Annotated in this window: 22 protein-coding genes, 1 tRNA gene and 1 pseudogene; 8 read left to right on the top strand and 16 right to left on the bottom strand. The window is 72.7% G+C overall.

Annotated features, from left to right (window positions below):
- Positions 1 to 21: 21 nt before the first annotated feature.
- The 3 genes from GCU60_RS05455 to GCU60_RS05465 all read left to right on the top strand — a co-directional run bounded on the left by GCU60_RS05455 (position 22) and on the right by GCU60_RS05465 (position 1,632).
- Entirely contained in the window at positions 22 to 795 is a 774-nt protein-coding gene (locus tag GCU60_RS05455) for a DUF3105 domain-containing protein (protein ID WP_163203001.1), read from the top strand.
- 29 nt (positions 796 to 824) lie between these two features.
- Entirely contained in the window at positions 825 to 1,493 is a 669-nt protein-coding gene (locus GCU60_RS05460) for a DUF305 domain-containing protein (RefSeq protein WP_163203002.1), read from the top strand.
- A gap of 67 nt (positions 1,494 to 1,560) precedes the next feature.
- Positions 1,561 to 1,632 (top strand) — tRNA-Arg (locus tag GCU60_RS05465).
- A gap of 51 nt (positions 1,633 to 1,683) precedes the next feature.
- On the opposite strand, the gene GCU60_RS20920 is transcribed toward GCU60_RS05465, so the two are convergent.
- Positions 1,684 to 2,184: a DUF5313 family protein gene (locus GCU60_RS20920; protein ID WP_345770410.1), complete on the bottom strand. Its 501-nt coding sequence runs from the start codon at positions 2,182 to 2,184 to the stop codon at positions 1,684 to 1,686.
- 180 nt (positions 2,185 to 2,364) lie between these two features.
- Here GCU60_RS20920 and GCU60_RS05475 point away from each other — a divergent pair, with 180 nt between their 5' ends.
- The 4 genes from GCU60_RS05475 (at position 2,365) to GCU60_RS05490 (ending at position 5,626) form a co-directional block, all read left to right on the top strand.
- Complete coding sequence (locus GCU60_RS05475; RefSeq protein ID WP_163203006.1) at positions 2,365 to 2,979, top strand: hypothetical protein; 615 nt, start codon at positions 2,365 to 2,367, stop codon at positions 2,977 to 2,979.
- Positions 2,976 to 3,818: an SDR family NAD(P)-dependent oxidoreductase gene (locus GCU60_RS05480; RefSeq protein WP_163203008.1), complete on the top strand. Its 843-nt coding sequence runs from the start codon at positions 2,976 to 2,978 to the stop codon at positions 3,816 to 3,818. Before GCU60_RS05475 ends, GCU60_RS05480 begins: the two co-directional genes overlap by 4 nt.
- Position 3,819: 1 nt before the next feature.
- A complete protein-coding gene (locus tag GCU60_RS05485) occupies positions 3,820 to 4,833 on the top strand; it encodes a zinc-dependent alcohol dehydrogenase (RefSeq protein ID WP_163203010.1) in 1,014 nt (337 codons plus the stop codon).
- Between the two features lie 124 nt (positions 4,834 to 4,957).
- Positions 4,958 to 5,626: a TetR/AcrR family transcriptional regulator gene (locus GCU60_RS05490; RefSeq protein WP_163203012.1), complete on the top strand. Its 669-nt coding sequence runs from the start codon at positions 4,958 to 4,960 to the stop codon at positions 5,624 to 5,626.
- Between the two features lie 25 nt (positions 5,627 to 5,651).
- Here the strand turns inward: GCU60_RS05490 and GCU60_RS20130 are convergent.
- The 14 genes and pseudogenes from GCU60_RS20130 to GCU60_RS05565 form a co-directional block, all read right to left on the bottom strand.
- A pseudogene (locus GCU60_RS20130) lies at positions 5,652 to 6,430 on the bottom strand (acetoacetate decarboxylase family protein).
- 89 nt (positions 6,431 to 6,519) lie between these two features.
- Complete coding sequence (locus tag GCU60_RS05505) at positions 6,520 to 7,527, bottom strand: phosphotransferase (RefSeq protein WP_163203018.1); 1,008 nt, start codon at positions 7,525 to 7,527, stop codon at positions 6,520 to 6,522.
- On the bottom strand, positions 7,520 to 8,725 hold the full coding sequence (locus GCU60_RS05510) for an acyl-CoA dehydrogenase family protein (protein ID WP_163203020.1): 1,206 nt from the start codon (positions 8,723 to 8,725) through the stop codon (positions 7,520 to 7,522). Before GCU60_RS05510 ends, GCU60_RS05505 begins: the two co-directional genes overlap by 8 nt.
- Positions 8,726 to 8,750: 25 nt before the next feature.
- Positions 8,751 to 9,746 carry an alpha-ketoacid dehydrogenase subunit beta gene (locus tag GCU60_RS05515; RefSeq protein WP_204261498.1) on the bottom strand — a complete coding sequence of 332 codons (996 nt, stop codon included), beginning with the start codon at positions 9,744 to 9,746 and terminating at the stop codon, positions 8,751 to 8,753.
- A gap of 27 nt (positions 9,747 to 9,773) precedes the next feature.
- Positions 9,774 to 10,733: a thiamine pyrophosphate-dependent enzyme gene (locus GCU60_RS05520; RefSeq protein ID WP_163203022.1), complete on the bottom strand. Its 960-nt coding sequence runs from the start codon at positions 10,731 to 10,733 to the stop codon at positions 9,774 to 9,776.
- Between the two features lie 46 nt (positions 10,734 to 10,779).
- On the bottom strand, positions 10,780 to 12,213 hold the full coding sequence (locus GCU60_RS05525; protein ID WP_275585434.1) for a dihydrolipoamide acetyltransferase family protein: 1,434 nt from the start codon (positions 12,211 to 12,213) through the stop codon (positions 10,780 to 10,782).
- A gap of 2 nt (positions 12,214 to 12,215) precedes the next feature.
- Positions 12,216 to 13,115 (bottom strand): alpha/beta fold hydrolase, encoded by a 900-nt coding sequence (locus GCU60_RS05530; protein ID WP_163203026.1) that lies wholly within the window; start codon positions 13,113 to 13,115, stop codon positions 12,216 to 12,218.
- On the bottom strand, positions 13,112 to 13,855 hold the full coding sequence (locus GCU60_RS05535; RefSeq protein WP_163203028.1) for an SDR family NAD(P)-dependent oxidoreductase: 744 nt from the start codon (positions 13,853 to 13,855) through the stop codon (positions 13,112 to 13,114). Before GCU60_RS05535 ends, GCU60_RS05530 begins: the two co-directional genes overlap by 4 nt.
- Before the next feature lie 125 nt (positions 13,856 to 13,980).
- Entirely contained in the window at positions 13,981 to 14,997 is a 1,017-nt protein-coding gene (locus GCU60_RS05540) for an ABC transporter permease subunit (RefSeq protein ID WP_163203030.1), read from the bottom strand.
- Positions 14,998 to 15,001: 4 nt separating this feature from the next.
- Positions 15,002 to 16,549: an ATP-binding cassette domain-containing protein gene (locus GCU60_RS05545; RefSeq protein WP_163203032.1), complete on the bottom strand. Its 1,548-nt coding sequence runs from the start codon at positions 16,547 to 16,549 to the stop codon at positions 15,002 to 15,004.
- A gap of 1 nt (position 16,550) precedes the next feature.
- Positions 16,551 to 17,612 carry a sugar ABC transporter substrate-binding protein gene (locus GCU60_RS05550; protein ID WP_163203035.1) on the bottom strand — a complete coding sequence of 354 codons (1,062 nt, stop codon included), beginning with the start codon at positions 17,610 to 17,612 and terminating at the stop codon, positions 16,551 to 16,553.
- Between the two features lie 121 nt (positions 17,613 to 17,733).
- Positions 17,734 to 19,278 (bottom strand): AMP-binding protein, encoded by a 1,545-nt coding sequence (locus GCU60_RS05555; protein ID WP_163203037.1) that lies wholly within the window; start codon positions 19,276 to 19,278, stop codon positions 17,734 to 17,736.
- Positions 19,275 to 20,873 carry an acyl-CoA synthetase gene (locus GCU60_RS05560; RefSeq protein WP_163203039.1) on the bottom strand — a complete coding sequence of 533 codons (1,599 nt, stop codon included), beginning with the start codon at positions 20,871 to 20,873 and terminating at the stop codon, positions 19,275 to 19,277. Before GCU60_RS05560 ends, GCU60_RS05555 begins: the two co-directional genes overlap by 4 nt.
- A 52-nt stretch (positions 20,874 to 20,925) precedes the next feature.
- Positions 20,926 to 21,939 (bottom strand): cyclase family protein, encoded by a 1,014-nt coding sequence (locus GCU60_RS05565; protein WP_163203041.1) that lies wholly within the window; start codon positions 21,937 to 21,939, stop codon positions 20,926 to 20,928.
- Between the two features lie 508 nt (positions 21,940 to 22,447).
- Here GCU60_RS05565 and GCU60_RS05570 point away from each other — a divergent pair.
- A complete protein-coding gene (locus GCU60_RS05570; protein WP_239520506.1) occupies positions 22,448 to 23,428 on the top strand; it encodes a zinc-dependent alcohol dehydrogenase family protein in 981 nt (326 codons plus the stop codon).
- Positions 23,429 to 23,465: 37 nt separating this feature from the next.
- Here GCU60_RS05570 and GCU60_RS05575 read toward each other — a convergent pair whose 3' ends face one another.
- A complete protein-coding gene (locus GCU60_RS05575) occupies positions 23,466 to 24,236 on the bottom strand; it encodes an SDR family NAD(P)-dependent oxidoreductase (protein ID WP_163203045.1) in 771 nt (256 codons plus the stop codon).
- Between the last annotated feature and the right edge of the window lie 120 nt (positions 24,237 to 24,356).

Raw genomic sequence — 24,356 nt, forward strand, 5'->3', positions numbered from 1 at the left:
GCCCCGCATCGAGGAGAGGCCTTGGCCAAGGACCGCACGCCCGACAAGTCCCGCGCGACCGGCGGCGGGTCGTCCCGCTCCGGGGCGGGCGCCGGCGGCCGGGGCAAGGGCGGGCGCACGAGGCCCCCGACGCAGGTCGTGGCCCAGCAGCGGCCGTGGGGGCTGATCGCCGCGGCGATCGCGGTCGTCGTGTTCGCCGCCGCCGTCATCACCTACGCGGTCATCGAGGTGCGCAAGGCCGATGCGTCGAAGGTGGAGTCGATCGACGAGATCGCCGGCGCCGAGGTCTTCGACTACGAGGGCGGGCAGCACGACGACGGGCCGATCGAGTACCCGGAGTCCCCGCCGGTCGGTGGGCCGCACGCCAACATGTGGGCCGACTGCACCGGCACCGTCTACGACGTCGACATCCGGCACGAGAACGCGGTGCACAGCCTGGAGCACGGCGCGGTCTGGTTCACCTACGACCCCGACGCGCTCTCCGACGCGGAGATCGACACGCTCGCCGAGCTGGTGGACGGCGTCTCCGGCCGCCTGATGTCGCCGTACGAGGGCCTCGACTCCCCCATCAGCCTGCAGTCGTGGGGCGAGCAGCTGAAGGTCGACAGCGTCGACGACGAGCGGATCAAGCAGTTCGCCGACCTGATGACCTACAAGGCCGACAGCTTCCCGGAGCCGGGCGCCACCTGCGAGCGGCCGGACTTCCTGGCCGCCCCGCTCCTGGAGAGCGACGACGCCGCCGCGCCGGCCGAGTCGTCCGCCCCGGCCGGCGCCGACCAGACCCCCGCGTCCTGACCCACGCCCCCGCCGTCCAGGAGGACCTCGTGACCACCCCCGCCGGCCCGGGCCGCCGGCCGCTGCGCACCGCCCTGCTCGCCGTCATCGCGGTCGGGCTGGTGCTGCTCGGCGGCGGGGTGGCGGTCGCGCTCGGGATCGGCCGGGACGAGCAGCCCGCGGCGGACTCGGTCGACGCCGGCTTCGCCCGCGACATGTCCCGGCACCACCTGCAGGGGGTCGAGATGGCCAACCTCGTCGCGGAGCGCAGCGAGGACCCGGAGGTCGAATCACTCGCCTTCGACATCTCGGCCACCCAGACCAACCAGGCCGGCCGGATGCAGGGCTGGCTGGTGCTGTGGGGGGTGCCGCTGACCGGCGGGGAGACGATGGCCTGGATGCCCGCGGGCGAGCACGGTGGTCACGACATGGCCGGCATGGACATGGCGCCCGGCGCGCTCATGCCGGGCATGGCCACCGAGGAGGAGCTGGCCGAGCTGCGGAGCCTGACGGGCACCGAGTTCGACGTCGAGTTCCTCCGGCTCATGATCCGCCACCACCAGGGTGGCTTCGACATGGCCGACCACGCCGCCGAGCACGCCGACGTCCAGGCGGTGCGCGATCTGGCCCGCTCGATCCAGCAGTCGCAGGGCGTCGAGACCGAGACGATGACCGACATGCTCACCGCCCGCGGCGGCACGCCCCTCCCCGCACCGTGAGCCCGGCGCGGCAGGGAGCCGCCGTCCGGGCCGTCGTCCCGGGCTGGTAACTTCATCCCTGCCCCGAGCCCCCGTAGCTCAGGGGAGAGAGCACTGCCCTCCGGAGGCAGGGGCGCAGGTTCGAATCCTGCCGGGGGCACGCGACGGAAGGCCCCGGCCACCCCTCCAGGGGTGGCCGGGGCCTTCCGCGTCAGCGTCCCTGGCGCTCCCGGTAGCGGGCGGCGCGCTTGGCGGCGGCGGCCCGGCGGCGGACCCGGTCCCGGTCGTCGCGCAGCTGCGCGGCGCGGTCGCGGTACGCGGTGGCGGTGCCCGCCGGGTAGCCGGCCTTGACCACCCGGTTCTCCGTCGTCTCCGGCATGTAGGCCAGCGAGTAGATCAGCCCGAGGAAGATGCCGCCGCCGGCGACGGCCACGCGCAGCTGCCACGGAGCCGGCAGGAAAAAGAGGACCAGCGCGATCGGCACGGCCATCTGGACGAGCATGCGGGCGATGTGGCGGAGCCCCCAGGTGCGGGTCGTCGTGTCGTGCAGGACCCAGCCACGGTGCCGTGCCGGCAGCCGGCCGCCGAGCGCGTACCAGAGCCACCGGTGGGGGGCGGGGCGGACGACGGGTCCGGCCGGCGTGCCGTCGGGCCCGGTGGCCGGAACGGCACCCGGGTCGTGGGCATCCGCGGGCGGCTGGCTGGTCGGCACGCTGCCAGCGTAGGACCGCCGACGGGCCGTCGAGCGGCTCGTGACGGGCGTCGCACCCGCTGCGCAAAGCCTCCGTGCCACGGGGCGGGCCCGGCGGCACGGCATCCGGTCTTGACCCCTCGCCGCCCGGCCTCCTAGGTTGGGCTGACCGGCCGACCAGTCGGTAGAGAGAGGTGCTCGATGAGGAGCAGTTCTGCACGGGGCGTGGGCTACCGGGTGGCCGGCTCCACCGTCACCGTGGTCGACCGGGCCTGCGGCGCATGCCCGCCGTGCCAGGCCGGGCGGTCCTACTGGTGCTCCCGGCCACGCGAGGCCGGCCCCGAGCTGGTGACCGTCGACGGCGCCGGCCAGCGACCGGTCGCCGCCTGGTTGACCGGCTTGTCGGCCGTGCGCGCCGCGGGCCTCCCCCCGCACTCGACGGTGCTGGTGCTGTCCACCGCCGATCCCACCCCCGTCCGGGAGCTCGTCGGGCTCGTGCACCCCGGCCCCGTCCTCGCCATCGCTGACGCCCGCGACCCCGGGATCCGGGAGACGCTGGCGGCGACGACGGACAACGGCAGGGCGCCTGCGGTCCTGGCGCTCGCCGCCGCCCGCAGCGCCGTCCGGGCGGTCGACCGCGGCGGCGTGGTCTGCCTCCCCGACGCCGAGGTGGACCCCCCGAGCGTGACCGAGGTCGTCCAGCGCGAACTCACGGTCGTCGGCCCGCGCGACCTCACCCGGCTCGTGGCGACGAGCGGCTCCGCCGCCCTCGCCGATGCCCTGCACCGGACCGTCGGATCGGATGGAACGCGATGACCACCTCCCAGTCCCCCACAGGCGGCGTCGCCGTGGTCGCCGGCGCCGGCCGGGCGGGCAGCATCGGGCGCGCCTGCGTCGAACGGCTGCTCGAGGACGGGTACCGGGTGCTCGCGTCCGACGTGGGACGCCCGCTGGAGAGCCATCCCGACTACGAGGTGGCGCCGCCCGGCGACCTGGACGACCTCGCGGCGGCCCACGGACCGGACGTGCTCGGCGTCGCCGCCTGCGATGTCACGGACGAGGCCCAGGTCGCATCCTTGTTCGGGCGCGCCCGGCAGGAATGGGGGCGCGTCGACGTCGCCGTGAACTGCGCGGGGCTCGGGATCGGCCTCAGGCCGGTGGTCGAGCTGTCCCTGCGGGACTGGCAGGTGAACATCGACGTCATGGCGACCGGCGCCTTCCTGTTCGCCCGGGAGGCGGCGAGGACGATGGTGGACGGCGCCGCGGGGGGCCGCATCATCACGATCGCCTCCCAGGCGGCCAAGACGGGCATCCCCTACCTGGCGGCCTACTGCGCGGCCAAGTTCGCCGTCATCGGGCTCACGCAGAGCCTCGCCGCGGAGCTCGGCGAGAAGGGCATCACCGTCAACGCGGTCTGCCCGGGCACGATCGACACACCGCTGCTCGCCGTGAAGGGCGGCGTCTACGAGACGTTCTCCAAGGCGTCCGGCCGGAGCGAGGAGGAGTTCCGGGCACGGCTGCACCGCGGCATCCCGGTCCGGCGTCTCGGTCGGCCCGAGGACGTCGCCTCGGCCGTCGCCTACCTGGCCTCCCCCGAGGCGTCGTTCGTGACCGGCGAGGCCCTGAACGTCACCGGCGGCGAGGAGATGCACTGACATGACCCCCACCACGCGGTCGATGGCCTACGCCGACATCGCCCGGCTGGAACTTCGCACGGCGCCGCAGCCCGAGCTGCGCCGTTCGGACGTCCTCCTCCGGGTCGAGGCGTGCGGCATCTGCGGGTCGGACGTCGCGAGCTACCTGCACGGTCACTACGTCGAGCCCGGGCAGGTGCTCGGCCACGAGATCTCCGCCGTCGTGGAGCGGGTCGGCGCGGACGTCGACGGGCTGGACGTGGGCACCCGCGTTGCCGTCCGCACCGCCGGGTCCTGCGGGGACTGCCCCTACTGCGCTGCGGACAAGCCCTACCTGTGCGCCGGCTCGCGGGCCCGAACCATGGGGTACGGGCGCCCCGGCGGCTTCGCCGACCGGGTGGTGGTGCCGGACGCCGTCGTCGGTGCGGACGTGATCCCCGTGCCGGCCGACGTCCCCCCCGACGAACTGCTGTGGGCCGAGCCCTTGGCCGTCGCCGTGCACGCGGTCCGACGGGGGGACGTCGACCCGAGGACCCGCCTCCTCGTGGTGGGCGCCGGCTCCGTCGGCCTGTGCGTCATCGCGGCGGCCCGCGCGGCCGGCACGACGGACGTGGTCGCCGTCGAGCCCCGGGAGGAGCGGCGCCGGGCCGCGGCCCGGCTCGGAGCGCGCGCGCTGAGCGCCGAGGAGCTCGCCGGGGCCCCGGCCGACCGGTTCTCGGTGGTGGTCGACACCTCGGGTGTCGTGCCCGCCGTCACCGGGGCCCTCGAGCACCTGGAGCCGGGTGGCACCCTCACCCTCCTCGGGCTGGGCGACGCCGGCCTGCCGTGGCCGCTGGGGGACGTCGACGTCCGCGCGTCCTTCGCCTACACCGACGACGACTTCCGGCTGGCCGTGGAGCACCTGGTCACCGGACGGGCCCGCCTGCGGGACCTGGTCAGCCACCGTTTCGACCTGCCGGACACCGGCACGGCGATCGCCGCGTCCGCGGATGACCCCACGGTGATCAAGGCGGCCGTCTTCCCGCGGTCGAGCTGACTCCTCGGGGTGACGCGGCTACGCACCGCCAGACGGGGGCATACCGTCATGGGAGGCAGACGCCCGCCGCACACGGTGGACCGCACCCTCGAGTTCCGAAGCAGCACCGGAGGTACCCGCAGACATGACCACGAGCAACGCCTCCCTGCGCGCGACGCGCCGGAGGATGTCGGCTTCCCAGCGGCGGCAGCAGATCGTCACCGAGGCAGCCGGCCTGTTCGACAAGAGCAGCTACTCGAGCACCACCATGGACGACATCGCCCGGGAGATCGGGGTCGCGAAGCCGACGCTGTACCACTACTTCCCGAGCAAGGACGAGATCCTCCAGGCCATCCACGAGGAGTTCATCGACCTCCTCCTCACGCGGCACGAGCAGCGGACCAAGACGGGGATGCCCCCGGAGCACCTGCTGCTCGGCGCCATGACGGACATCCTCGATCTGATGGAGACCCATCGCGGGCACGTCCGGGTCTTCTTCGAGCACCACCGGGAGCTGCCGGCCGACGCGCGGCCCGGGATCCGCAGCAAGCGGGACCAGTACGAGGCCATGGTCGAGGAGCTGTTCGCCACGGGGATGCGCCGCGGGGTCTTCCGCGAGGTGGACGTCCGCCTGGTGACGCTCGCGACCTTCGGCATGTGCAACTGGGCCTACCAGTGGTACCGCAGCGGGGGGCAGCTGCGGCCGCAGGACATCGCCCGGCAGTTCTGGAGCTTCCTGATCGACGGAGTGGGCACCGGGACCGCCTCCCTGCCAGAGCCCACCGGGGCGGCCGCGCTTCCCGCGGCGCACTGAGGGACGCCTCGGCCGGGCAGCCGGGTCAGGCGGGAAGGCGGGCCGTGGCCAGCGCGGGCCAGAAGTCGGAACGACCCAGCGCGAGCGGCAGGAATGCGTCGGCGTCCATCCGTGCCACCGGGGAGCAGGTGGCCTTCATCCCCGTCTCCACGTAGACGGCGTCGCGCAGCTCGAGCACCTCGAGCTCGTGCAACGGGTCGTGGACGGTGCCCGTCAGGCGCAGGGTGGCCGGCCCCTTGCGCCTGACGCTGGTGCGCTGGGCGAACTCCGCCACCATGAGCGTGGGCGGGCCGGTCAACGTGGAGGCGTCCGGAGCCAGCTCGTACTTCACGTTGAAGTTGCGTCCGAGGACGGTGGTGGGGCCGCGGTCCTCGCCCAGGTCCGCCTCCAGCTCGATCAGCCGCCTGCCGTGTCGGTCCAGGGTGCCGGTCATGTGGCCGTCGTTGCGCCAGAGGGACGACGTGCCGATCTTCTTCGGTTCGCCGTACAGCTCGCGCCCGAACAGCATGGGCACGTCGGAATCCATGAACATCTGAGCACGTAGGCGCCGGGCACGCCGTCGTGGCGGGCGCTCACGTAGACCGCCGAGGCCGCGAAGTCGCCGACGCAGTTGCTCCGCCACCTGCTGACCTGCACGGTCAGCAGGGGCTCGGCGCCCGGGTCGAGTTCCACGGGCAGGATGTCCCGCACGGTCTCGGGACGGGTGAGGAAGTCGACGCTCAGGGACTCACCTCCGACGAACTCCACGTCGGAGAGGGTCGTGCGCAAGACCTCGATCTCCCATGCGGTGCGCCGGTACCCCATGGTTCTCCTCCGCGTGCGCTCGGTGCTCGGTGCTCGGTGCTCGGTGCTCGGTCAGGGATGCGGGACGACGCGTCCCGGCCGGTCGGGGGTCAGCCCAGTGCGGCGAGCCCGGCCTCGACCAGCGCCGGCGTGGCCCCCGCCGCGCTGGAGCCACCTCCCGCGTCCGAGCCCTGCTGGGCACGGAAGGCGATGCCCTCGCTGATCACGGCGAGCTTGAGGTAGGCCAGCCCCAGGTAGAACGGCCAGTCCGGCAGGTCCTGCCCCGACGCTCGGGCGTAGGCCTCGGCCAGGTCGTCGGCCGAGGGCATGCGCGGGCTCGCCCAGGCCGCTTCCTGCCCGAGCACCAGGTCGAAGGACGGGTGCCGGTAGACGCACATCAGCGCCACGTCGGTGAACGGGTCACCGAGGGTGGACAGCTCCCAGTCGATGACGGCCCGGACGACGGCGGGCTGCCCGGCGTCCAGGATGGTGTTGTCGATGCGGTAGTCGCCGTGCACGATGGCCGCCCGGTCGGACGCCGGCAGGCGCTGGGACAGCCGGCGGTGCAGCTCGGCGACCCCCGGCAGGTCCTGGGTGCCCACCCGCTGCCACTGCGCGAGCCAGAGCTCCACCTGCCGGCCGAGGAAGCCGTGCGGCCTGCCGAAGCTCGCGAGGCCGACACTCCCCGGATCGACCGCGTGCAGATCGGCCAGCGTGCGCACCAGGCTGTGGACGACGGCGCGGACGTCGTCATCGGAGAGCGCCGACAGGTCCGCCCGGTCGCGCACCACGAGCCCGTCGACGTGCTCCACCACCGTGAACGGGGCGCCGAGCACCGACGGGTCCTCGCACAGCGCCACCGCCCGCGGTACCGGCACCGCCGTGCCCTGGAGCGCACTCGTGACCCGCCACTCGCGCACCATGTCATGGGCCGAGGGGGTGAGACCCGACACCGGAGGCCGTCGCACGACCCACCGGGAGGCGCCGTCGGTGACGCCGTAGGTCAGGTTGGACCGGCCCCCGCTGATGAGCGCCACGTGCAGCGGTCCGCTGAGCGGCACACCGGCGCGCTCGAGGAACTCCGCCAGCACAGGTGCGGGGTCGACGACGTCATGCACGCCCGGCCTCCTTCAGGGCCCGGGCGACCGCACGTCGCGCGATGGCCCACCGGTGCACCTCGGACGGGCCGTCGTAGATCCGGAACGGCCGCACCTCCCGGAAGATGCGCGCGACGGGCAGGTCGTCGGAGACGCCGGCTCCGCCGCACAACTGCATGGACCGGTCGACCACGCGGAAGATGGCCTCGGCGGCGAACGTCTTGGCGATGGACGTCTCGTCGGCCGCCCGGGATCCGGCGTCCAGGGCGCGGCACGCGTCCATGAGCAGCGCCCTCGTGGCGGCGATGTCGATCTCGTTGTCGGCGATCGCCTGCTGGGCCATGCCCTGGTCCGCCAGGCGGCCGCCGAACACCTGGCGATCGGCCGCCTGGAGGAGCGCCACGTCGTGCGCCCGCCGCGCTGCCCCCAGCCAGCGCATCACGTGCGTCATGCGGGCCGGGCCGAGTCGCACCTGCGCGTACTGGAAGCCGGCGTCCACCGCGCCCAGCACGTCCTCCGGCTCCACGCGCACGTCCTCGAAGCGCACCTCGCAGTGCCCTCCGACCATGGAGCGGTCCAGCGTGCCGATGTGCCGCTCGACGGTGAGGCCGGGGGCGTCACCCGGCACCAGGAACATCGTGGCGCCGCCGCGGTCACCCGGCACACCGGAGGTGCGGGCCATGACGATGAAGAAGCCGGCGCCGTCGGCCCCGGTGATGAACCACTTCCGGCCGCGGATGCGCCAGCCCCGGCCGTCACCGACGGCCGTGGTGGCGAGAGCCGACGGGTCGGACCCGGCGCCGGGCGCGGGCTCGGTCATGGCGAACGCCGAGCGCACCTCTCCCCGCGCCAGCGGCTGCAGGAAGCGCTGCCGTTGCTCCTGGTCGGCGACCACCGCCAGCAGATGCACGTTCCCCTCGTCCGGGGCCGCGATGTTCAGCGCCGTCGGTCCGAGGACCGAGTAGCCCGCCTCCTCGAACACCGGCGACCGGTCGACCATGCCGAGGCCGAGGCCGCCGCAGTCGGTCGGCGCGTGCGGCGCCAGCAGGCCGCGGTCGCGCGCCTCCTGCTGGAGGCGCCGGCGGCAGTCGTCCCCGCCCGCGGCCTCGATGTCCCCGCGGAAGCGGTCGTCGACCGGCAGCACGTGCTCCCGGACGAACGTCCTGGTGCGGGCGGTCAGCTCGGCGACGTCCGGCGAGGTGGTGGTGTCCGTGATCATGCGAGAGCTCCTGACGTCGTGCGTCTCAGTACCGGGCGATGTCCGTGATGGCGGCGCCCAGGTCCTCCGCCGTCGGGACGACGTACTGCTCGAGGTGGGTGCTCTGCGGTACCGGCGTCTCGATGCCGCAGATCCGGCGGACGGGCGCCTCGAGGCTGGTGATGCACTCCTCGGCGATGATGGCGGCGATCTCCCCGCCACCGCCGCCGGTCTTGCCGGCCTCGTGCGAGATGATCACCCGCCCGGTCTTCTCGACGGTCGCCACGATGGCGGCGACGTCCAGCGGTCGCAGGCACCGGAGATCGAGGACCTCCACGGAGATGCCGTCGGCAGCCGCCGTCTCCGCGGCCTCCAGTGCCCGGTGCACCATCCGTCCCCAGGTGATGATGCTGACGTCGTCCCCCACCCGCTTCAGGTCGGCCTGGCCGAGGGGGATGGTGTACTCCTCCTCCGGCACCTCGCCCTTGAGGCCGTACATGCCCTTGTGCTCGAAGTAGGCGACCGGGTTGTCGTCCCGGATGGCCGACTTCAGCAGGCCCTTCGCGTCATAGGGCGTCGAGGGGATCACGATGTAGGAGCCGGCGGCCGCGAGCAGGGCGGCCTCCGGGCAGGTCGAGTGCTCGGGGCCCGCGCCGCCGGCTGCACCCTCGGGGAGGCGCAGCACCATCGGCACGGTGAACAGGCCACCGTGCATGTAACGCCACTTGGACATCTTGCCGACGATCTCGTCGCCGGCGTTCCAGAGGAAGTCGGCGTACTGCATCTCCACCACCGGTCGCAGTCCGGTGATGGCCGCCCCCACACCCCCGCCGACCAGGAACATCTCCGAGATCGGCGTGTCGATGACCCGCTCGCCGCCGAACCGGGCGTGCAGCCCTCGGGTCACGCCGAACGCGCCGCCGAAGGCGCCCACGTCCTGCCCCATGATGAAGACCCGCTCGTCGCGGGCCAACTCCTCGGCCAGGGCTTCGTTGATGGCGCGCGAGTAGGAGAGCTTGCGCACCGTCGGGGTCGTGGTCATGCGCGGGTCTCCTCGCAGTAGGGGTGGTCAGACATAGAGGCCCTCCGACAAGCGCTCACGGCCGGGCACCGTGCCGGTGAGCGCTTCCTCGAGGGCCGCCTCGATCTCCGCGTCGACGTCGTGCTGGAGGCGGTCGAGCTCCTCCTCCGTGCGCAGCCCGTCCTCGAGCAGCCGCAGCCGGGTCCGGACGACCGGGTCGAGGTCCTTGCCGGCGGCCAGCTCCTCCTTGCTGCGGTAGGTCCCGGGGTCCCCCTCGTAGTGCCCGCGGAACCTGACGACCCGGCCCTCCAGGAGCGTCGGCCCGCCGCCGCCACGCGCCCGTTCGACGGCTTCGGCCATGGTCTCGTAGACCAGGAACGGATCCATGCCGTCGATGGAGACGCCCGCCATCCCGTAGCCGGCCGCCCGTTCGGCGAACGACTCGATCGCGGTGACCTGGGACTGCGGCGTGGAGATCGCCCAGCCGTTGTTCTGCACGATGTAGATCACCGGCAGCTTCCAGGCGCCGGCGACGTTCGCCCCCTCGTGGAAGGTGCCCCGGTTCGCCGCGCCGTCCCCGAAGAAGTTCACGACGACCTGGTCGGTCTTGCGCAATTTGATGGACAGGCCGACGCCGGCCGCGAGGACGTGCCCACCACCGAGGGTGCCGGACTGTCCCAGGACGCCGTGGTCGGGGTCGGCGATGTGGACGATGCCCGCCCCGAGGCCCTTGGTCGACCCCTTGTCGTTGCCCAGGAAGTCGCCGAAGAGGCTGACCATGCTCATCCGCTTGGCGAGCATGTGCGCGCAGCCGCGGTGGTCGTAGAGCAGGTAGTCGTCGTCCCGCAGGGCGACCATGGACGCCACCTCGAGCGCTTCGTGCCCGCGCCCGGCGTGGTAGAAGCCGGACACCAACCCGTCGTCCAGCAGTCGCAGCAGCCGCTGCTCCCATGTCTGGGCCAGGTACATCATCCGGTAGATCTCGATCTTCAGCTCATCCGTCAGCACGGGTGCTCCTCCTCAGGCTCGATCCGGTGCGGTCGTCGTCCGCCGGTCACCCGCCCGCCTCCAGCCGGGCCTTGAGCGCCGACGTGAAGCGAGCCCCGGTCATCCCGTCGACGACCCGGTGGTCGTAGGCCACCGAGACGTTGAGGATCGGCCGGATGACGATCTGGCCCTCCCGCACCACCGCCTGGTCGGAGAGGGACCCGACGAAGACGATGGCGCTCTGCGGGGCGTTGATGATGGGGGTCCCGGTGTCGATGCCGAAGGCCCCGAGGTTGGAGACGGTGATGGTCCCGTCCTTCGTGTCCTCAGCCGTCAGCCGTCCCTCCCTGGCCCGCGCCGCCAGGGCCTTGACCCCAGCGGCGACCTCTTCGATCCGGAGGTCCTGGGCGTTGCGCAGGACGGGCACCAACAACCCGCGGTCGGTGGCCACCGCGATGGAGACGTTGACGTCGCCGTAGCGGAGGATCTCCTCCCCCGTGAAGCTGGCGTTGACCTCCGGCACCTCGCGGGCGGTCAGCGCGGTGGCCGAGACCAGGAGGTCGGTGTAGGTCACCCCCGCGCCCTCGTACTTCAGCCGCTTGTAGCGCGCGACGAGTGCTCCGGCGTCGAGGCTGACCTGCTGCACGAACTGCGGGATCTCCTGCCAGCTCCGCGTCATCGCCCCGGCCATGGCCCGGGTGACGCCACGGACCGGGATCCGCTCGGTGATCCGTGCCGGCCCGGTGCTCCGGCCCGCCGGGGCCGGTGCCGCAGCCGGTTCCGCCGCCTGACCGCCGCTGCGCTGTGCGGCCTCGCGGACGTCCCGGACGCGGATGACGCCGCGGTTGCCCGATCCGGTCACCCGCGAGAGGTCGACGCCGAGTTCCCGGGCGACCTTCCGCGCCTTGGGCACCGCGCGCACCCGTCCGTCCCCGCTCCCGAGCGGCGGCGCGGATCCCTCCGCCGGCACGGACCCCGCGGCCGTCGTGGCGGCGCTCGGGTCCGCGGCCGTGGGCGGGCCGGACGAGGGCGGGGGCAGCGGTGGCGCCTCCTCCTGGTCGCGGGCGGCCGGGCCCGGTTCCGCCACGGACGTCCCCGCCGGCCGGGGGGCGTCCGGAGCCGGCTGGGGGACGTCGGCGGCCGGCGCGGGGGCAGCGGGGACCGGCGGGGGGACGTCGACGGGTTCGCCGTCCTCGCCGACCTCGACGGCACCGGCGGGCTGCGAGCTGAGAAAGGCGTCGACGTCCGCGTCCGACACCGAGGCGCCGGCCTCGGCGATCACCGCGAGCGGGGTTCCGACGTCCAGGTCGGTGCCGGCCGGCGCGAGGATCCGGAGCAGGACGCCGTCCTGCTTCGCCTCCACCTCGCTCACCATCTTGTCGGTCTCGACCTCGTAGAGCACGTCGCCCAGGGAGAAGTCCTGCCCCTGCTGCCGTCGCCAGACCGTGACGATCCCCGTCTCCATGGTCTGCCCCAAGCGGGGCAGCCGAATGATCTGCATCCTCAGACTCCGACCTCTCGCTGAACGGTGGATGGGGCGTTCGGGGACAGTGCCGGACCGCCGGTGCTCCGCAGGAAGCGCAGGACGGCCGACACGGTCTCGTAGGGCTGCTCCAGGACCACGGCGTGACCGCCGCGGGGCAGGACGCGGAGCCGCGCACCGGGGATGGCGTCCGCCAGTTCCACGGCCAGGTCCACGGTGGTGAGCACGTCCTCGGCGCCGACGAGGACCAGGACGGGGACCGCGAGGTCGCCCAACCAGCTCCGGGCGTCGAAGTCGTCGAGCGCGCGCGCCTGCGCCCGCAACCCCGCGGGCCCGGCGGCTGCCCCCGCGGCGTTCGCCCGGGTCAGCGCGAGCACCCGCTCCTCGTCGCTGCAGGCGGCGGGGGTGAACATCCAGGGCAGCGCGGCGGTCTCCGCGACCTGCCGGTCGACGTCGGCGTCGGCCAGCGCCAGCCGGGCGCGTGTCCACAGCCGCTGCACCGGGCTGCGCCGGGCGCTGGTGCTCAGCAGCAGGAGCGCTGAGACGACGCCGGGGTGGCGGTGCGCCACCTCCTGCGCCACCGCGCCGCCCATGGACCAGCCGAGCACGGCCGCCGGGCCCAGCCCGGCCGAGCGCACGACCGCCGCCACGTCGTCGGCCATGCCGGCGACGCTGACCTCGCCGCGCGAGTCACCCACGGCGTCCAGGCCCCGGTTGTCCAGGGTGATGCACGAGAAGCGGCTGGTCAGCCGTGGCAGCACGCCCGACCAGACCAGCGCCGGCTGCCCCCAGCCGGCGACCAGCACGAGCGGCGGCCCCTGTCCGTCGACCCAGAAGCGCACGCCCCCCGGGGTGGTCCCCGCCCGCACGCCGTCACCCGTCTCCGGCACGGCCCCCGTCCCGACCTGGATGCCGGTCACGCGCGGTAGCTGTCCGGGCCGGCCCGCGACACGACGATCTCGGGGACCACCGCCCTGGCCGACATCCGCAGCAGCGCCTCGGCCATCTCCACCACGTCGGCGACGGAGATCATGGTCTCCGGCGGGATCTCGCCCTGCACCCACGCGCTCATGTCCGTGTCGACGTAGGCGGGTGCGATGGCGGTCGCGGAGACACCCCCCGCCGACTCCTCGACGTTCACCGAGCGGCAGATCGAGAGGAGGGCCGCCTTGGCCGCCCCGTAGGCGGCCAGCCCCGGTTCGGCGTAGATACCGCCGATCGACGCGAGCGCCACGATCCGGGACCCGTGCACGGGCTCCGCCGCAGCCGCCGCGCGCAGCTGCGGGAGGGCCCGGGATATGGCGAAGAACGCAGCCCTGGTGTTGACCGCGAACTGCTTGTCATAGCGGCTGAGGGGGTAGTCCGCGATGGGTCCGGCGGAGCCGACGCCCGCCGCCAGGACGAGCGCGGTCATGCTGCCGTACGACTGCTCGTGCGCGTCCACCATGCGGGCGATGTCGTCCTCCGAGGCCATGTCCCCCGGCGCGATCCGCACCTCGTCGGCGCCGGCGGCCTGCAGCACCTCGGCGACCCGCTCGAGGTCCGCTTCGCGCCGGGCCGCGATGGTGAGGCCGTATCCGCGCTCCGCCAGGCGCACGGCGATCCCGCGGCCGATGCCCCGGGTCGCCCCCGTGACGAGTGCGGTCTTGATGTCTGGCATGAGTTCTCCTCCCGGCACCGGCGAGCGCCGATGAACCACCCGACTCGTCGGTCGGTGTGTTCGCGGACGCCGGTCCCCTGGATTGCGGGGCCGAGGGGCGGGCCGCCGACGGCGGCCCGCCCGGATCACTTGCGCCGGGTGGTCACGAAGCCGGCCGCGAAGACGGCGAACAGGAGCAGCAGCCCGCGCACGACGTACTGCCAGAACGTCTCCACGCCGAGCAGGCTCAGCCCGTTGCTGATGACGCCGATGAGCAGCACCCCGATCACCGTGCCCAGGATGTGGAAGCGCCCCGGCCGCAGCGTCGAGGCGCCGATGAAGGCAGCCGCGAAGGCGTCGAGCAGGTAGGTGTCGCCGACGCCCTGGGGCCGCCCCACGCCCAGGTTCGCCGCGACGACCATGCCCCCGAGGGCCGCGCAGGTCGCGGCGATGCCGAGGGCGATCATCGCGTAGCGGCGCACGGGGATGCCGGAGAGCCGGGCGGCCTCGCTGTTGCTCCCGATCGCGTACATGTGCCGCCCGGGCTCGGTCTGCTCGAGGAACACGTAGAGCAGCACCGCGACGAGGATGAGGAAGACGACAGGGTTCGGGACGGGCCCGACCTTGCCCTGCCCGAAGTCCAGGAACGTCTGCGGGATGCCGGACAGGACGGTCTGGGACTCGGACACCCCGAGCACAGCGCCGGTGAGGATGGACCCCATCGCCAAGGTCTCGATGAACGCCGAGATGCCCAGGTAGCTGACCAGCACCCCGTTCAGGACCCCGATCAGGGCGGCGATGCCCAGGACGATCACGAGCACGAGCCAGGCGTTCGAGATGAGGCCGTCCGCCAGCCACTTGGTCGCCAGGTAGCCCCCGAGCGTCGCCATCCCGGCGATGCTGAGGTCGAACAGCCCCATCGACAGGGCGACCGTCAGGCCGAGGGCGAGCATCCCCAGGATGGCGACCTGGTTGAGGATGTTGAAGAAGTTGTCGCTGGTCGCGAAGGAGTCCGGCCGCAGCACCGTGAACACGATGATCAGGACGACGAGGCTGCCGATGGTGCCCCACCGGCTCAGCGCGGTGAAGGCACGGTCGGAGAGCGCCGGCCGACGGTCGGCCACGTCCGGCGCAGCGGTGTGGTCGACCACGGAGTCGGACACGCTGTTACTGGTCAACGCTGCTCCCGAATGACATGCGGAGGATGGCTGCGACGGTCAGGTCGTCGCCGGTGAGTTCGCCGACGATCCGTCCCCCGTGCAGGACGACGACCCGGTCGCAGAGCCGCACCAGCTCCTCCACCTCGGTCGAGGTGAAGATGACTGGGGCGCCGGACGAGGCCAGCTCCCGCGCGAGGGCGTAGATCTCGGACTTGGCGTGCACGTCGACCGCCGCCGTCGGCGAGTCGAGCAGGTAGACGTCGGACTGCCGGACGAGCCACCGGCCGATGACCACCTTCTGCGCGTTCCCCCCGCTCAAGGAGCTGATGGACGTCTCCAGGGACGGGGTCTTGACCTGCAGCCGTTTCATGACCGACGCCAGGGTCTGGCGTTCCGACCGCCGGCTCATGAGGCGGGTGACGACATCGGTGCGGAACCGGTCGGTCGCCGCAAGGGTCGCGTTCTCCCGGACCGACATGTCGGGCACGAGCCCGTGCGCCTGCCGGTCGCGCGGTACGAGGGCCACACCCGACCGGACGGCGCGCCGGGGGGAACCGACGTCGAGCCGCTTCCCGCGCAGGAGCACCGAGCCGCCGGCCCGCCGGAGGCCGAAGAGCGCCTCGACCAGGGCCTCGGATCCCTCCCCGGGCAGGCTGGCGACCCCCAGCACCTCCCGCTCCCGGACGTCGAACGAGACGTCGTGCAGCCCTGCCGCCGACAGGCCGCTCACCTCCAGCACGGGGGGCCCGATCTCCTCCGTGGCCCGGGTGATCTCCGCGAGCGCCTTCTCCGGTCCGACGAGGTGGTCGACGAGCGCGTCGTGGTCGAGCTCCGCACGGTCCCAGCTCCCCACCAGGCGGCCGTCACGCATCACCGTGATCCGGTCGCAGATCTGGAAGACCTCACCGAGCCGGTGCGTCACGTAGACGAAGCCGATGCCCTCCGCCGCGAGCTGCCGCATCTGGCCGAACAGGCGCTCCACCTCGTCCGGCAGGAGGGCCGCCGTCGGCTCGTCGAGGATGACGACGCGCGCGTCCCCGGCCAGCGCCTTCGCCAGGGACACCAGCGCGACCTCGTGCGGGGACAGGTCCCGCACCAGCACGTCGGGCTTGCGTTCCACCCCGACCCGGGCCAGCACCTGCCGGACCCGCTCCCGCGACCGCTTCCAGTCGACCAGGACCCCGGCACGGCGATACATGCCCTCGGTCAGGAGCACGTTCTCGAGGATGGACAGGTCGGTCACGAGGTTGCCGTGCTGGTGGACGACGCTGATGCCCGCGGCCCGGGCGACGTGCGGCGTCCGCATCTCCATCTCGGTCCCCCCGACGGAGATCGATCCGCCGTCCACCCCGATCGCGCCGGCGACCGCCTTGATCAGCGTGGACTTGCCCGCTCCGTTCTCCCCGAGGAGCGCATGGATCTCCCCCTCGCGCAGCGTGAAGTCCATGTGGTCCAGCGCTCGCTGGCCCGGGTAGTCCTTGACCAGCCCCCGCACGTCCAGGAGCGGGCCGGGGCGGTCGGTCGTCGACCGCCCCGGCGTCGTCGTCGAGGCCACGTCAGCTACCGATCTGACCCGGGAAGTACGCGCAGTCGTCCCAGTTCGGGAACTCGCCCTCCGCCGGGACCGTCTCCCGCGTGATCAGGCACGGCTTCATGTAGATGACGTTGCTCTCCAGCTCGCCACCCTGCAGCAGGCAGTTGGCCGTGGTCACGGCCTGCTCCCCCATCGGCTCGAACGGGTTGGCCGGCTCCATGATGTAGGGCGAGCCCGAGCGGATGAGGTCCCAGGCGAAGGGGTTGCCGTCGAAGCCGACGATGATGATCTCGTCCTCGAGTCCGGCCTCCTGCACGGCGCGCACGGCCGGCGGCGCGAGCTCGTCCCAGCCGAGCCAGATGGCGTCGATGTCCTTGTCGGCCTGCAGGAAGTTCGTGATCTGGGCGTAGGCGTCGTCCACCTGGCCCGGCACCTTCACCTCGATCTCCCGTGCGATCTCCACGTTCTTCGCCTCGTCCATCACCGCGTGGAAGCCGGCGTCGCGGTCCCGCAGGGCCTGCAGCACGGTCCAGTTGAGCTTGAGCACCCGGCTGCCGTCCTCGAGCCGGTTGACCATCTCCTGGGTGATGAGCGAGCCGTTCACCGTCTCGTTGGTGCCGATCTCGGCGTCGACACCGGGCGCCGCGCCGCCGTAGATGGAGACGAAGGGGACCCCCGCGGCCTCGGCGGCCTGGATGACCGGGCCCATCTGGTCGTTGGGCGAGGAGTTGTTGACGAGCAGGTCCACACCGCGCTGGAGGAGGTTCTCCGCCGCGTTGTTGGTGGCGTTCTGGTCCCCCTGGCCGTCGAAGACCTCGACGGTCCAGCCGCGCTCCTCCGCGGCCCTCTCGAAGTTGTCGGCGATGCGGGCGATGCTCGGCGAGTTGAGGTTCACCGCCACGAGGCCGACCGTCACGTCCTCGACGTCCTCGCTGCAGTCGCCCGATCCCGCGGCTCCCTGCCCCTGGGGGGCTGCCGACCCGCCGCCCGACGACGACTGGTCGCTCTCCGCACCGCTCGTGCAGGCGGTGAGCAGGCACGCGGCCACCACGGCGGTGCCGAACGTCCTGAGGTTGACCTTCATGGAGGAACTCCTTCGTTCCGCGGCCGGGACGGCCGGGTGGGTGTGCCGGACCGGCGCGCGAGTCGCCGGTTGGGTTGGTGCGGGGACCGTCACGGCGGGGCCGCGACGGGAACTGCCTGGACTACGGGGTCCGCATGAGGGCCTTGAGGACCTTGCCCCCGGGATTGCGGGGCAGTTCTGACCGGAAGTGCACCGTCCTGGGGGCCTTGAAGGCCGCCAGCCGGCTCCGGCAGAAGTCGGTGATCTCCTCGGCCGTCGCCTCGGTCCCCTGCCGCAGGACCACGTGCGCGGCGACGGTCTCGCCGTAGACGGGATCGGGTACGCCGAGCACCGCCGCCTCGAGGACGGCGGGGTGCTGGTGCAGCACGTCCTCGACCTCGATGCAGTAGATCGACTCACCGCCGCGCTTGATGACGTCCTTGAGCCGGTCCTGCAGGATCACGAAACCGTCCTCCAGGCGGGCGGCGTCGCCGGTGCGGAACCAGCCGTCCTCGTCCGTCAGCGGCCGGAGCGAGGAGGGCGCCCAGTAGCCGGATGCGACCTGCGGCCCCCGGACGGCGATCTCGCCGGTCTCCCCCGGCGGGACCTCCTCCCCCGTCGACGGGTCGACCAGCCGCAGCTCGGTGATGGGCAGGGGCCGACCGACGCTGCTGGGGTGCGCCAGCGCGTCCGCGCCGCCGAGGTAGGTGATCATCGAGCAGGTCTCGGTCAGCCCGTAGCCGTTGCCGAACGTGGCGTCCGGCAACGCCGCCACCAACCGGTCGAGCAGCGCCGTGGGCATCGGGGCTCCGCCGTAGGCGGCCAGCCGGAGTGTCCGGAGGGCCTCGGGCCGGTCCGACGCGGCGTCGAGGATGCGCCACCACATCGTGGGCGCCCCCACCGTCGTCGTGACCCCGTGCTGCTCCACGAGGTCGACCACCCGGGCGGGGTCGAAGCCGTCGAGCAGCACCCCGGTCATCCCGCGGTGCACCACGGGCACCGTCTGCGAGTTGAGCCCGGTGACGTTGAACTGCGGCACCATGATCAGCTCGACGTCGTCCGTGCGCCGGCCGAGCACGAGCGTGCAGGTGCCGCTGTTCTGCACCGCGTTGCGATGCGAGAGCACCACGCCCTTGGGGCGGCCGGTCGTCCCGGACGTGTACATGATCTGGGCCGGGCTGTCCGCGGTGAGAGCTCCCGTGGGCACCGGTGCGGCCGCACCGGAGGCGAGGTACCGCCCGGTGGCCGGGTCCTCGTGGGCCACCTCGACCGCTGCCTCCCTGCCGATGTGCGCCGCGGCGTCCTCGCGGCCGCTGCCGGCCAGGAGCACCCGCGGTCGCGCGTCGAGGACCAGGCGGCTCATCTCGTCGGGATGCAGCCGGTTGTTCAACGGGACGACGACCCCGCCGGCCGTCCAGACCGCCCAGACCGCGACCGTGTACGGGACGCCGTTCCCCGAGAGCAGCGCCACCCGGTCCCCGGGCTCGACACCGGCACCGACCAGCCGTCCGGCCAGCTCGTCGACCTCGGCTGCGAACCCCGACCAGGTGAGGGACCGGTGGGAGTCCACGAACGCGGTCCTGTCCGGCACCTCCGCCACCGTCCGGTGGAGCATGTCGACGAGGTGGGCGGGCAGGTCGGCGTCGTACTCGCGCACGCGACCGGCGGGACGGACGGGGACTGTCACGTCGCCCCCTCCTCGGCCTCGAAGAGGGACACGAACTGGTCGCGCAGCTGCCGCTTGAGGATCTTGCCCGAGGCGTTGCGGGGCAGCTCCTCGATGTACACGACCGCCGTGGGCTTCTTGTAGCTGGCGAGGTTCTGCTTGGCCAGCTCGATGATCTCCTCGGCCGGCGGCTCCACCCCGGCCCGGGGGACGACGACCGCCACCGGCGTCTCCACCCACTTGGGGTGCGGCACGCCGACGACCGCGACCTCGGCCACCGCGGGATGCCGCTCGACCACCCGCTCCACCTCGGCCGGGTAGATGTTCTCCCCGCCGCTGATGATCATGTCCTTGGTCCGGTCGACCACGTAGATGAAGCCCTCGTCGTCCTGGCGCACCAGGTCCCCGCTGTGGAACCAGCCGCCCTCGAAGGCCGCCCGGGTCGCTTCCTCGTTCTTGTAGTAGCCGGCCATCACGGTGGGTCCGCGGTACACGATCTCGCCGATCTCACCCGGTGCCACGTCCGCCATGGCCTCGTCGACGATGCGCACCTCGACGTTCACCGCGGGCTTGCCCACCGAGCCCATCTTGCGCACCGCGTCGGCCGGCTTGAGGAAGGTCGTGTTCGACGACATCTCGGTCTGCCCGAACGCGTTGACGATCCCGACCGACGGGAAGGTCCGCGTCAGCAGCTCCAGCGTCGAGGGCGGCGCCTGCGACGCCCCCCACAGCGCGACCCGCAGCCGGCTGGTGTCGATGTCGGCCACACCCGGCAGGGAGCAGATCTGCTGCCATTGGGTCGGCACGAAGTAGCAGAGCGTCACCTCGTGCCGGGCCAGGAGCTGGAGGGACAGCTCCGGGTCGAAGTTCGTGGACGCGGTGATGACGCAGGTGGCGCCCAGGTAGATGAACGGGAGGACGCCGTTCACCCCGCCGATGTGGAACAGCGGGAGCCCCGAGAGCCACACGTCCTCACGCGTGGCCTGCAGCTCCGTGACCCAGTTGACGGTGTTGGTGACCAGGTTCCGGTGCGTGAGCATGGCCCCCTTGGGCAACCCCGTCGTCCCGGACGTGTACATGAGGAAGGCCAGGTCGCCCTCGTCCACGAGGACGTCGGGCGCCTCGTCCGGCGCGGACTCCAGGGCCGCCTCGTAGCTCTCCGCCCCCTCCGGCGCCGACCCGCCCGTCACGAGGGTGAAGCCGATCTGCGCCGAGCGGCCGGCCGCCTCCATGGCGAGCGGGGCCAGTTCCTCGTCGGCCAGGACCCCGACGGTGTCGGAGTTGCCGAAGATGTAGGCGACCTCTCCCGGAGCCAGCCGGAAGTTCATCGGCACCGGGCAGGCGCCGATCTTCTGGCAGGCGAAGTAGGACTCCACGACCTCGAGGCGGTTGTACATCAGGACGGCGACCTTGTCGCCGGGCGCGACACCGCGCGCGAGCAGGGCCTGGGCGAGCTTGTTCACCCGGGTGTCGAGCTCACCGAAGGTGCGCTGCTCGCCCTCGAAGATGAGCGCCACCTTGGCGGGGTCCCGGCGGGCGTTGCGCGCCAGAATCTCGCCGAGGACGAGCCGGCGGCTGCGCTCGAGCTCACGGGGCACCAGCGTGCTGGTGGTCATGCCGGTCCTCCCAGGGGACTCGACGGGCTGACGCCGCCACGCGGCGGCACGGTCACTTGATGACGACGGGGTTGGCCGGCGAGCCCGACGCGTTGGTGACGTTGAGCGGCGGGGCCGAGATGAAGAACTCGTAGCGGCCGTCCCGCGCGCAGGCCTCGGACAGGTCCTCGAGCCACCACACCTCGCCGAGGGTCAGGCCCAGGTCGCGGATGAGACGCGCGTGGATCGGGTAGACGTGCTCGGCGCCCTCCTCGAAGGGCTCGACCTCGATGGCGATGTTGTCCATCGCCAGGGCAGCCACGTCCTTCTCGTGCAGCCACTCGACGCAGGCCTTGGACAGGCCGGGCGCCCCACCGGTCCAGAACTGGCTCTTGTCCTCGAGGCTGTAGAACCACGGCACGTGCCCGGTGCGGACGACGAGGATGTCGCCCTCGCCGATCTCGACGCCATGGGCCTCCGCCGCGGCGTCCAGGTCGGCCGGAGTGATCGCGTAGCCCTGCTCGAGGCGCTCGACGCCGCGCAGGCGCGGGAGGTCGAGGAAGACGCCCCGCCCGACGAGGGTGTTCTTCAGGTGGTGGATGCTCCCGCGACGGGCGCCGGCGAAGGACTCGACGTTCCCGATCCAGAAGCCGTTGTACATCGTGTCCTTATAGAAGAAGTGGGCCATGCCGTCCCACTGCGTGCTGCCCTGCAGCGGCATGAAGATGTAGTCGTCGGTGCCCTGGAAGTTGGGGTACTGCTTGCCCGCGACCGAGCCGGCCACGAAGTCGGCCCCCGTGTAGCCGTACAGGTGCACGACGCCGGTGCGGGTGGGGTGGACGGGCCCGGTCGAGTCGAGCGGGATCGCGCAGCTGATCACCTCGCCGGTCTGGATCAGCGCTCCGGCCCGGGCGATCTTGTCGGGGGTGATGAGGTTGACGGTGCCCTTCTCGTCGAGCTCGCCCCACCGACCCCAGTTGTTCGGCGTGCGGTCGTTGACGTAGCCGATGACCTTGCCGTTCGCGTCGACGCTGAACGCCGGGGGCGTCCACTCCTCCGACCACTGACCGTCTGCCGTGCGACCCATCGACTCCTCCTCCGCCTGCGAGCGGGCCCTGTCGGCCCGATCTCGTCCTGACTCCCGTGCTCCCGGACGACGCGCACCGGCCGGTGGGAGGAGCGCGCCCGACGCCGGGCCGCGCTGTCCTCCACCGGCCCCAGCTCCCGCCTACCGAGGTCCCGGACACTGACACCACCGTCCCGACCGACTCATCGGTCGGGAGTTGTCGTGAAGCTATGGCGTAGATCTCATTCCCGTCAATAGCGTCGGCCAGGACTTCTGGATCGATCCGCGGCGGGTCCCCGCCAACGGGTCGCCGGGGGACGCGCCACGAGCCGCTCACGCCGCGTGATCTCGCAGGCGTGGGTCGCGAGACCGCCGACGGCGGGGCCTCGTGCGACCGCACCCCGGCGGCTTGACACCGGGGCGCGGCAGCGAGATATTCCCGACCGGTGGGTCGGTTGGCAGAGAGACTCGGAGGCGCTGTGCGGTTCGATGGCGGGCGGTCGCCCGGGGTGGGGACGTCGTGCCGCTGATGCGCCAGGTGGTGCAGCGCCGCACCGGTCGCCCGGCCGAGGTGGTGGAGGTCGTCGAGGTACCGGTGCCCACGCCCGGGCCCGACGAGCTGCTCGTCCAGCTCGACGCCGCCCCCGTCAACCCGGCCGAGCTGCTGATGTTCGAAGGCCGCTACGGGTACGGACCCAGCAGGCCGTCGTTGCCCCGGCTCGCGGGCATCGAGGGCGTCGGGACGGTGGTCGGGGGCGCTACCGACCGGGTGGCCGAGGGGACGCCCCTGGCACTCCTGGGGATCCCCGGCCTGTGGTCGGACTACGTCGTCATCCCGGCCAGACGTGCGCTGGTGCTACCGGAGGACATCGACCGGCAGCAGGCGTCGATGGGACTGGTCAACCCGCAGGCGGTCCTGCTCCTGCTGGAGGACCACGTCGGGCTCGAGCCGGGCGACGTCGTGGTGCAGAACGCGGCCAACTCGGCGTTCGGCCGCGTGCTCGATGCGATCGCGAGACGTCGCGGGCTGACGCTGGTCAACGTCGTGAGGTCGCAGGCGGCCGCCGATGCCCTCGCCGGAGTCGCGCACGGCGCCGTCGCCATCGACGGCCCCGACCTGCCCGAGCGCTTCCTCGAGCTCACCGGCGGCCGCCCCGCCCGGCTGGCCGTGGACGCGGTGGGCGGTGGGTCGACCAACCGGCTGGCGCACTGCCTGGCCACTGGGGGCGTCGTCTCGCTGTACGGACTGCTGTCCGGCCGGCCCGCCGTCCTCGACCTCGACCTCGTCGTCTTCCACGGCGTCCGTCTCGAGGGCTACTGGACGCCACGCTCGATGTCCCGGCGCAGGCCCGAGGAGATCCGCACGCTGTTCCAGGAGTCCCTCGAGCTGCTGCGCAGCGAGGCCTTCCACGTCCCCGTCGAGGCGACGTACGGCTTGGACGACGTCGCAGCGGCACTGGAGCACGCCGCCCAGGAGGGGCGGCGGGGCAAGGTGCTGCTCACCCGGTGACCCGCGCCGCCCCGCCTCCGGCAGGTCGGGCCGCAGCTCAGCTGGTCAGCATGCCGCCCTCGACCGGGAGGGTCGTCCCGGTGACGTACCCGCCGGCGTCGCTGACGAGGAAGACGAGCGCGGCGGCCAGCTCTTCCGGGTCGCCCTTCCGGCCGACCAGCACCCGCGACATCTGCGTCTCCAGGTAGCCCTCGGGGTACTGGTCGGTCATCTCCGAGGCGAAGAATCCGGGCGCCAGCGCGTTGACCCGGATGCCCTTGCGGCCGGTCCACTGCTGGGCGAGGTCGCGGGTGAGGCCGATCAGGGCGGCCTTGCTCGCGGCGTACGCCGCCTGCGGCAGCCCGGCCGTCGTCAGCCCCAGGACACTGGAGATGTTGACGATGGAGCTGCCCGGCTTCATCACCCGGCCGCAGGCCTGCGCCATCCAGTAGCAGCCGTTGAGGTTGACGTCGATGACCGACCGGAACTGCTCCGGCGTCTCCCGCGTGCCCGGGATGGCGGTCGCGACACCGGCGTTGTTCACCAGGATGTCGACCTTGCCGAACTCGGCCATCGCGGCGTCGACCAGGCCCTGGCAGTCCTCCACCTTCGCGACGTCGGTCTGCACGGCGATGGCGCGGCGGCCGGTCTCCTCCACGGCGCGCTGGGTCTCGGCCAGCCGGTCGACCCGGCGGGCACCGAGGACGACGTCGCAGCCGGCCTCGGCGAGCGTGCGGGCGAAGACGGCACCGAGCCCCGAGGACGCCCCGGTCACGATCGCGACCCGGTCGTCGAGGCGGAACATGTCGAGGACGGTGCGGTCGGGCATGGGTGGGTCTCCCCCGGGTCGAGTGCTCGGCGTGCGGTCGCCCCACCGTATCCACCCTGTGCGGTAGATCACCCGTCGAGGCGGGTAGGGGCCCCCGGTCCAGCCACCGGGCACCAGGGG

The sequence above is a fragment of the Blastococcus saxobsidens genome (genome assembly GCF_010682065.1).
Classification (GTDB): domain Bacteria; phylum Actinomycetota; class Actinomycetes; order Mycobacteriales; family Geodermatophilaceae; genus Blastococcus; species Blastococcus saxobsidens_B.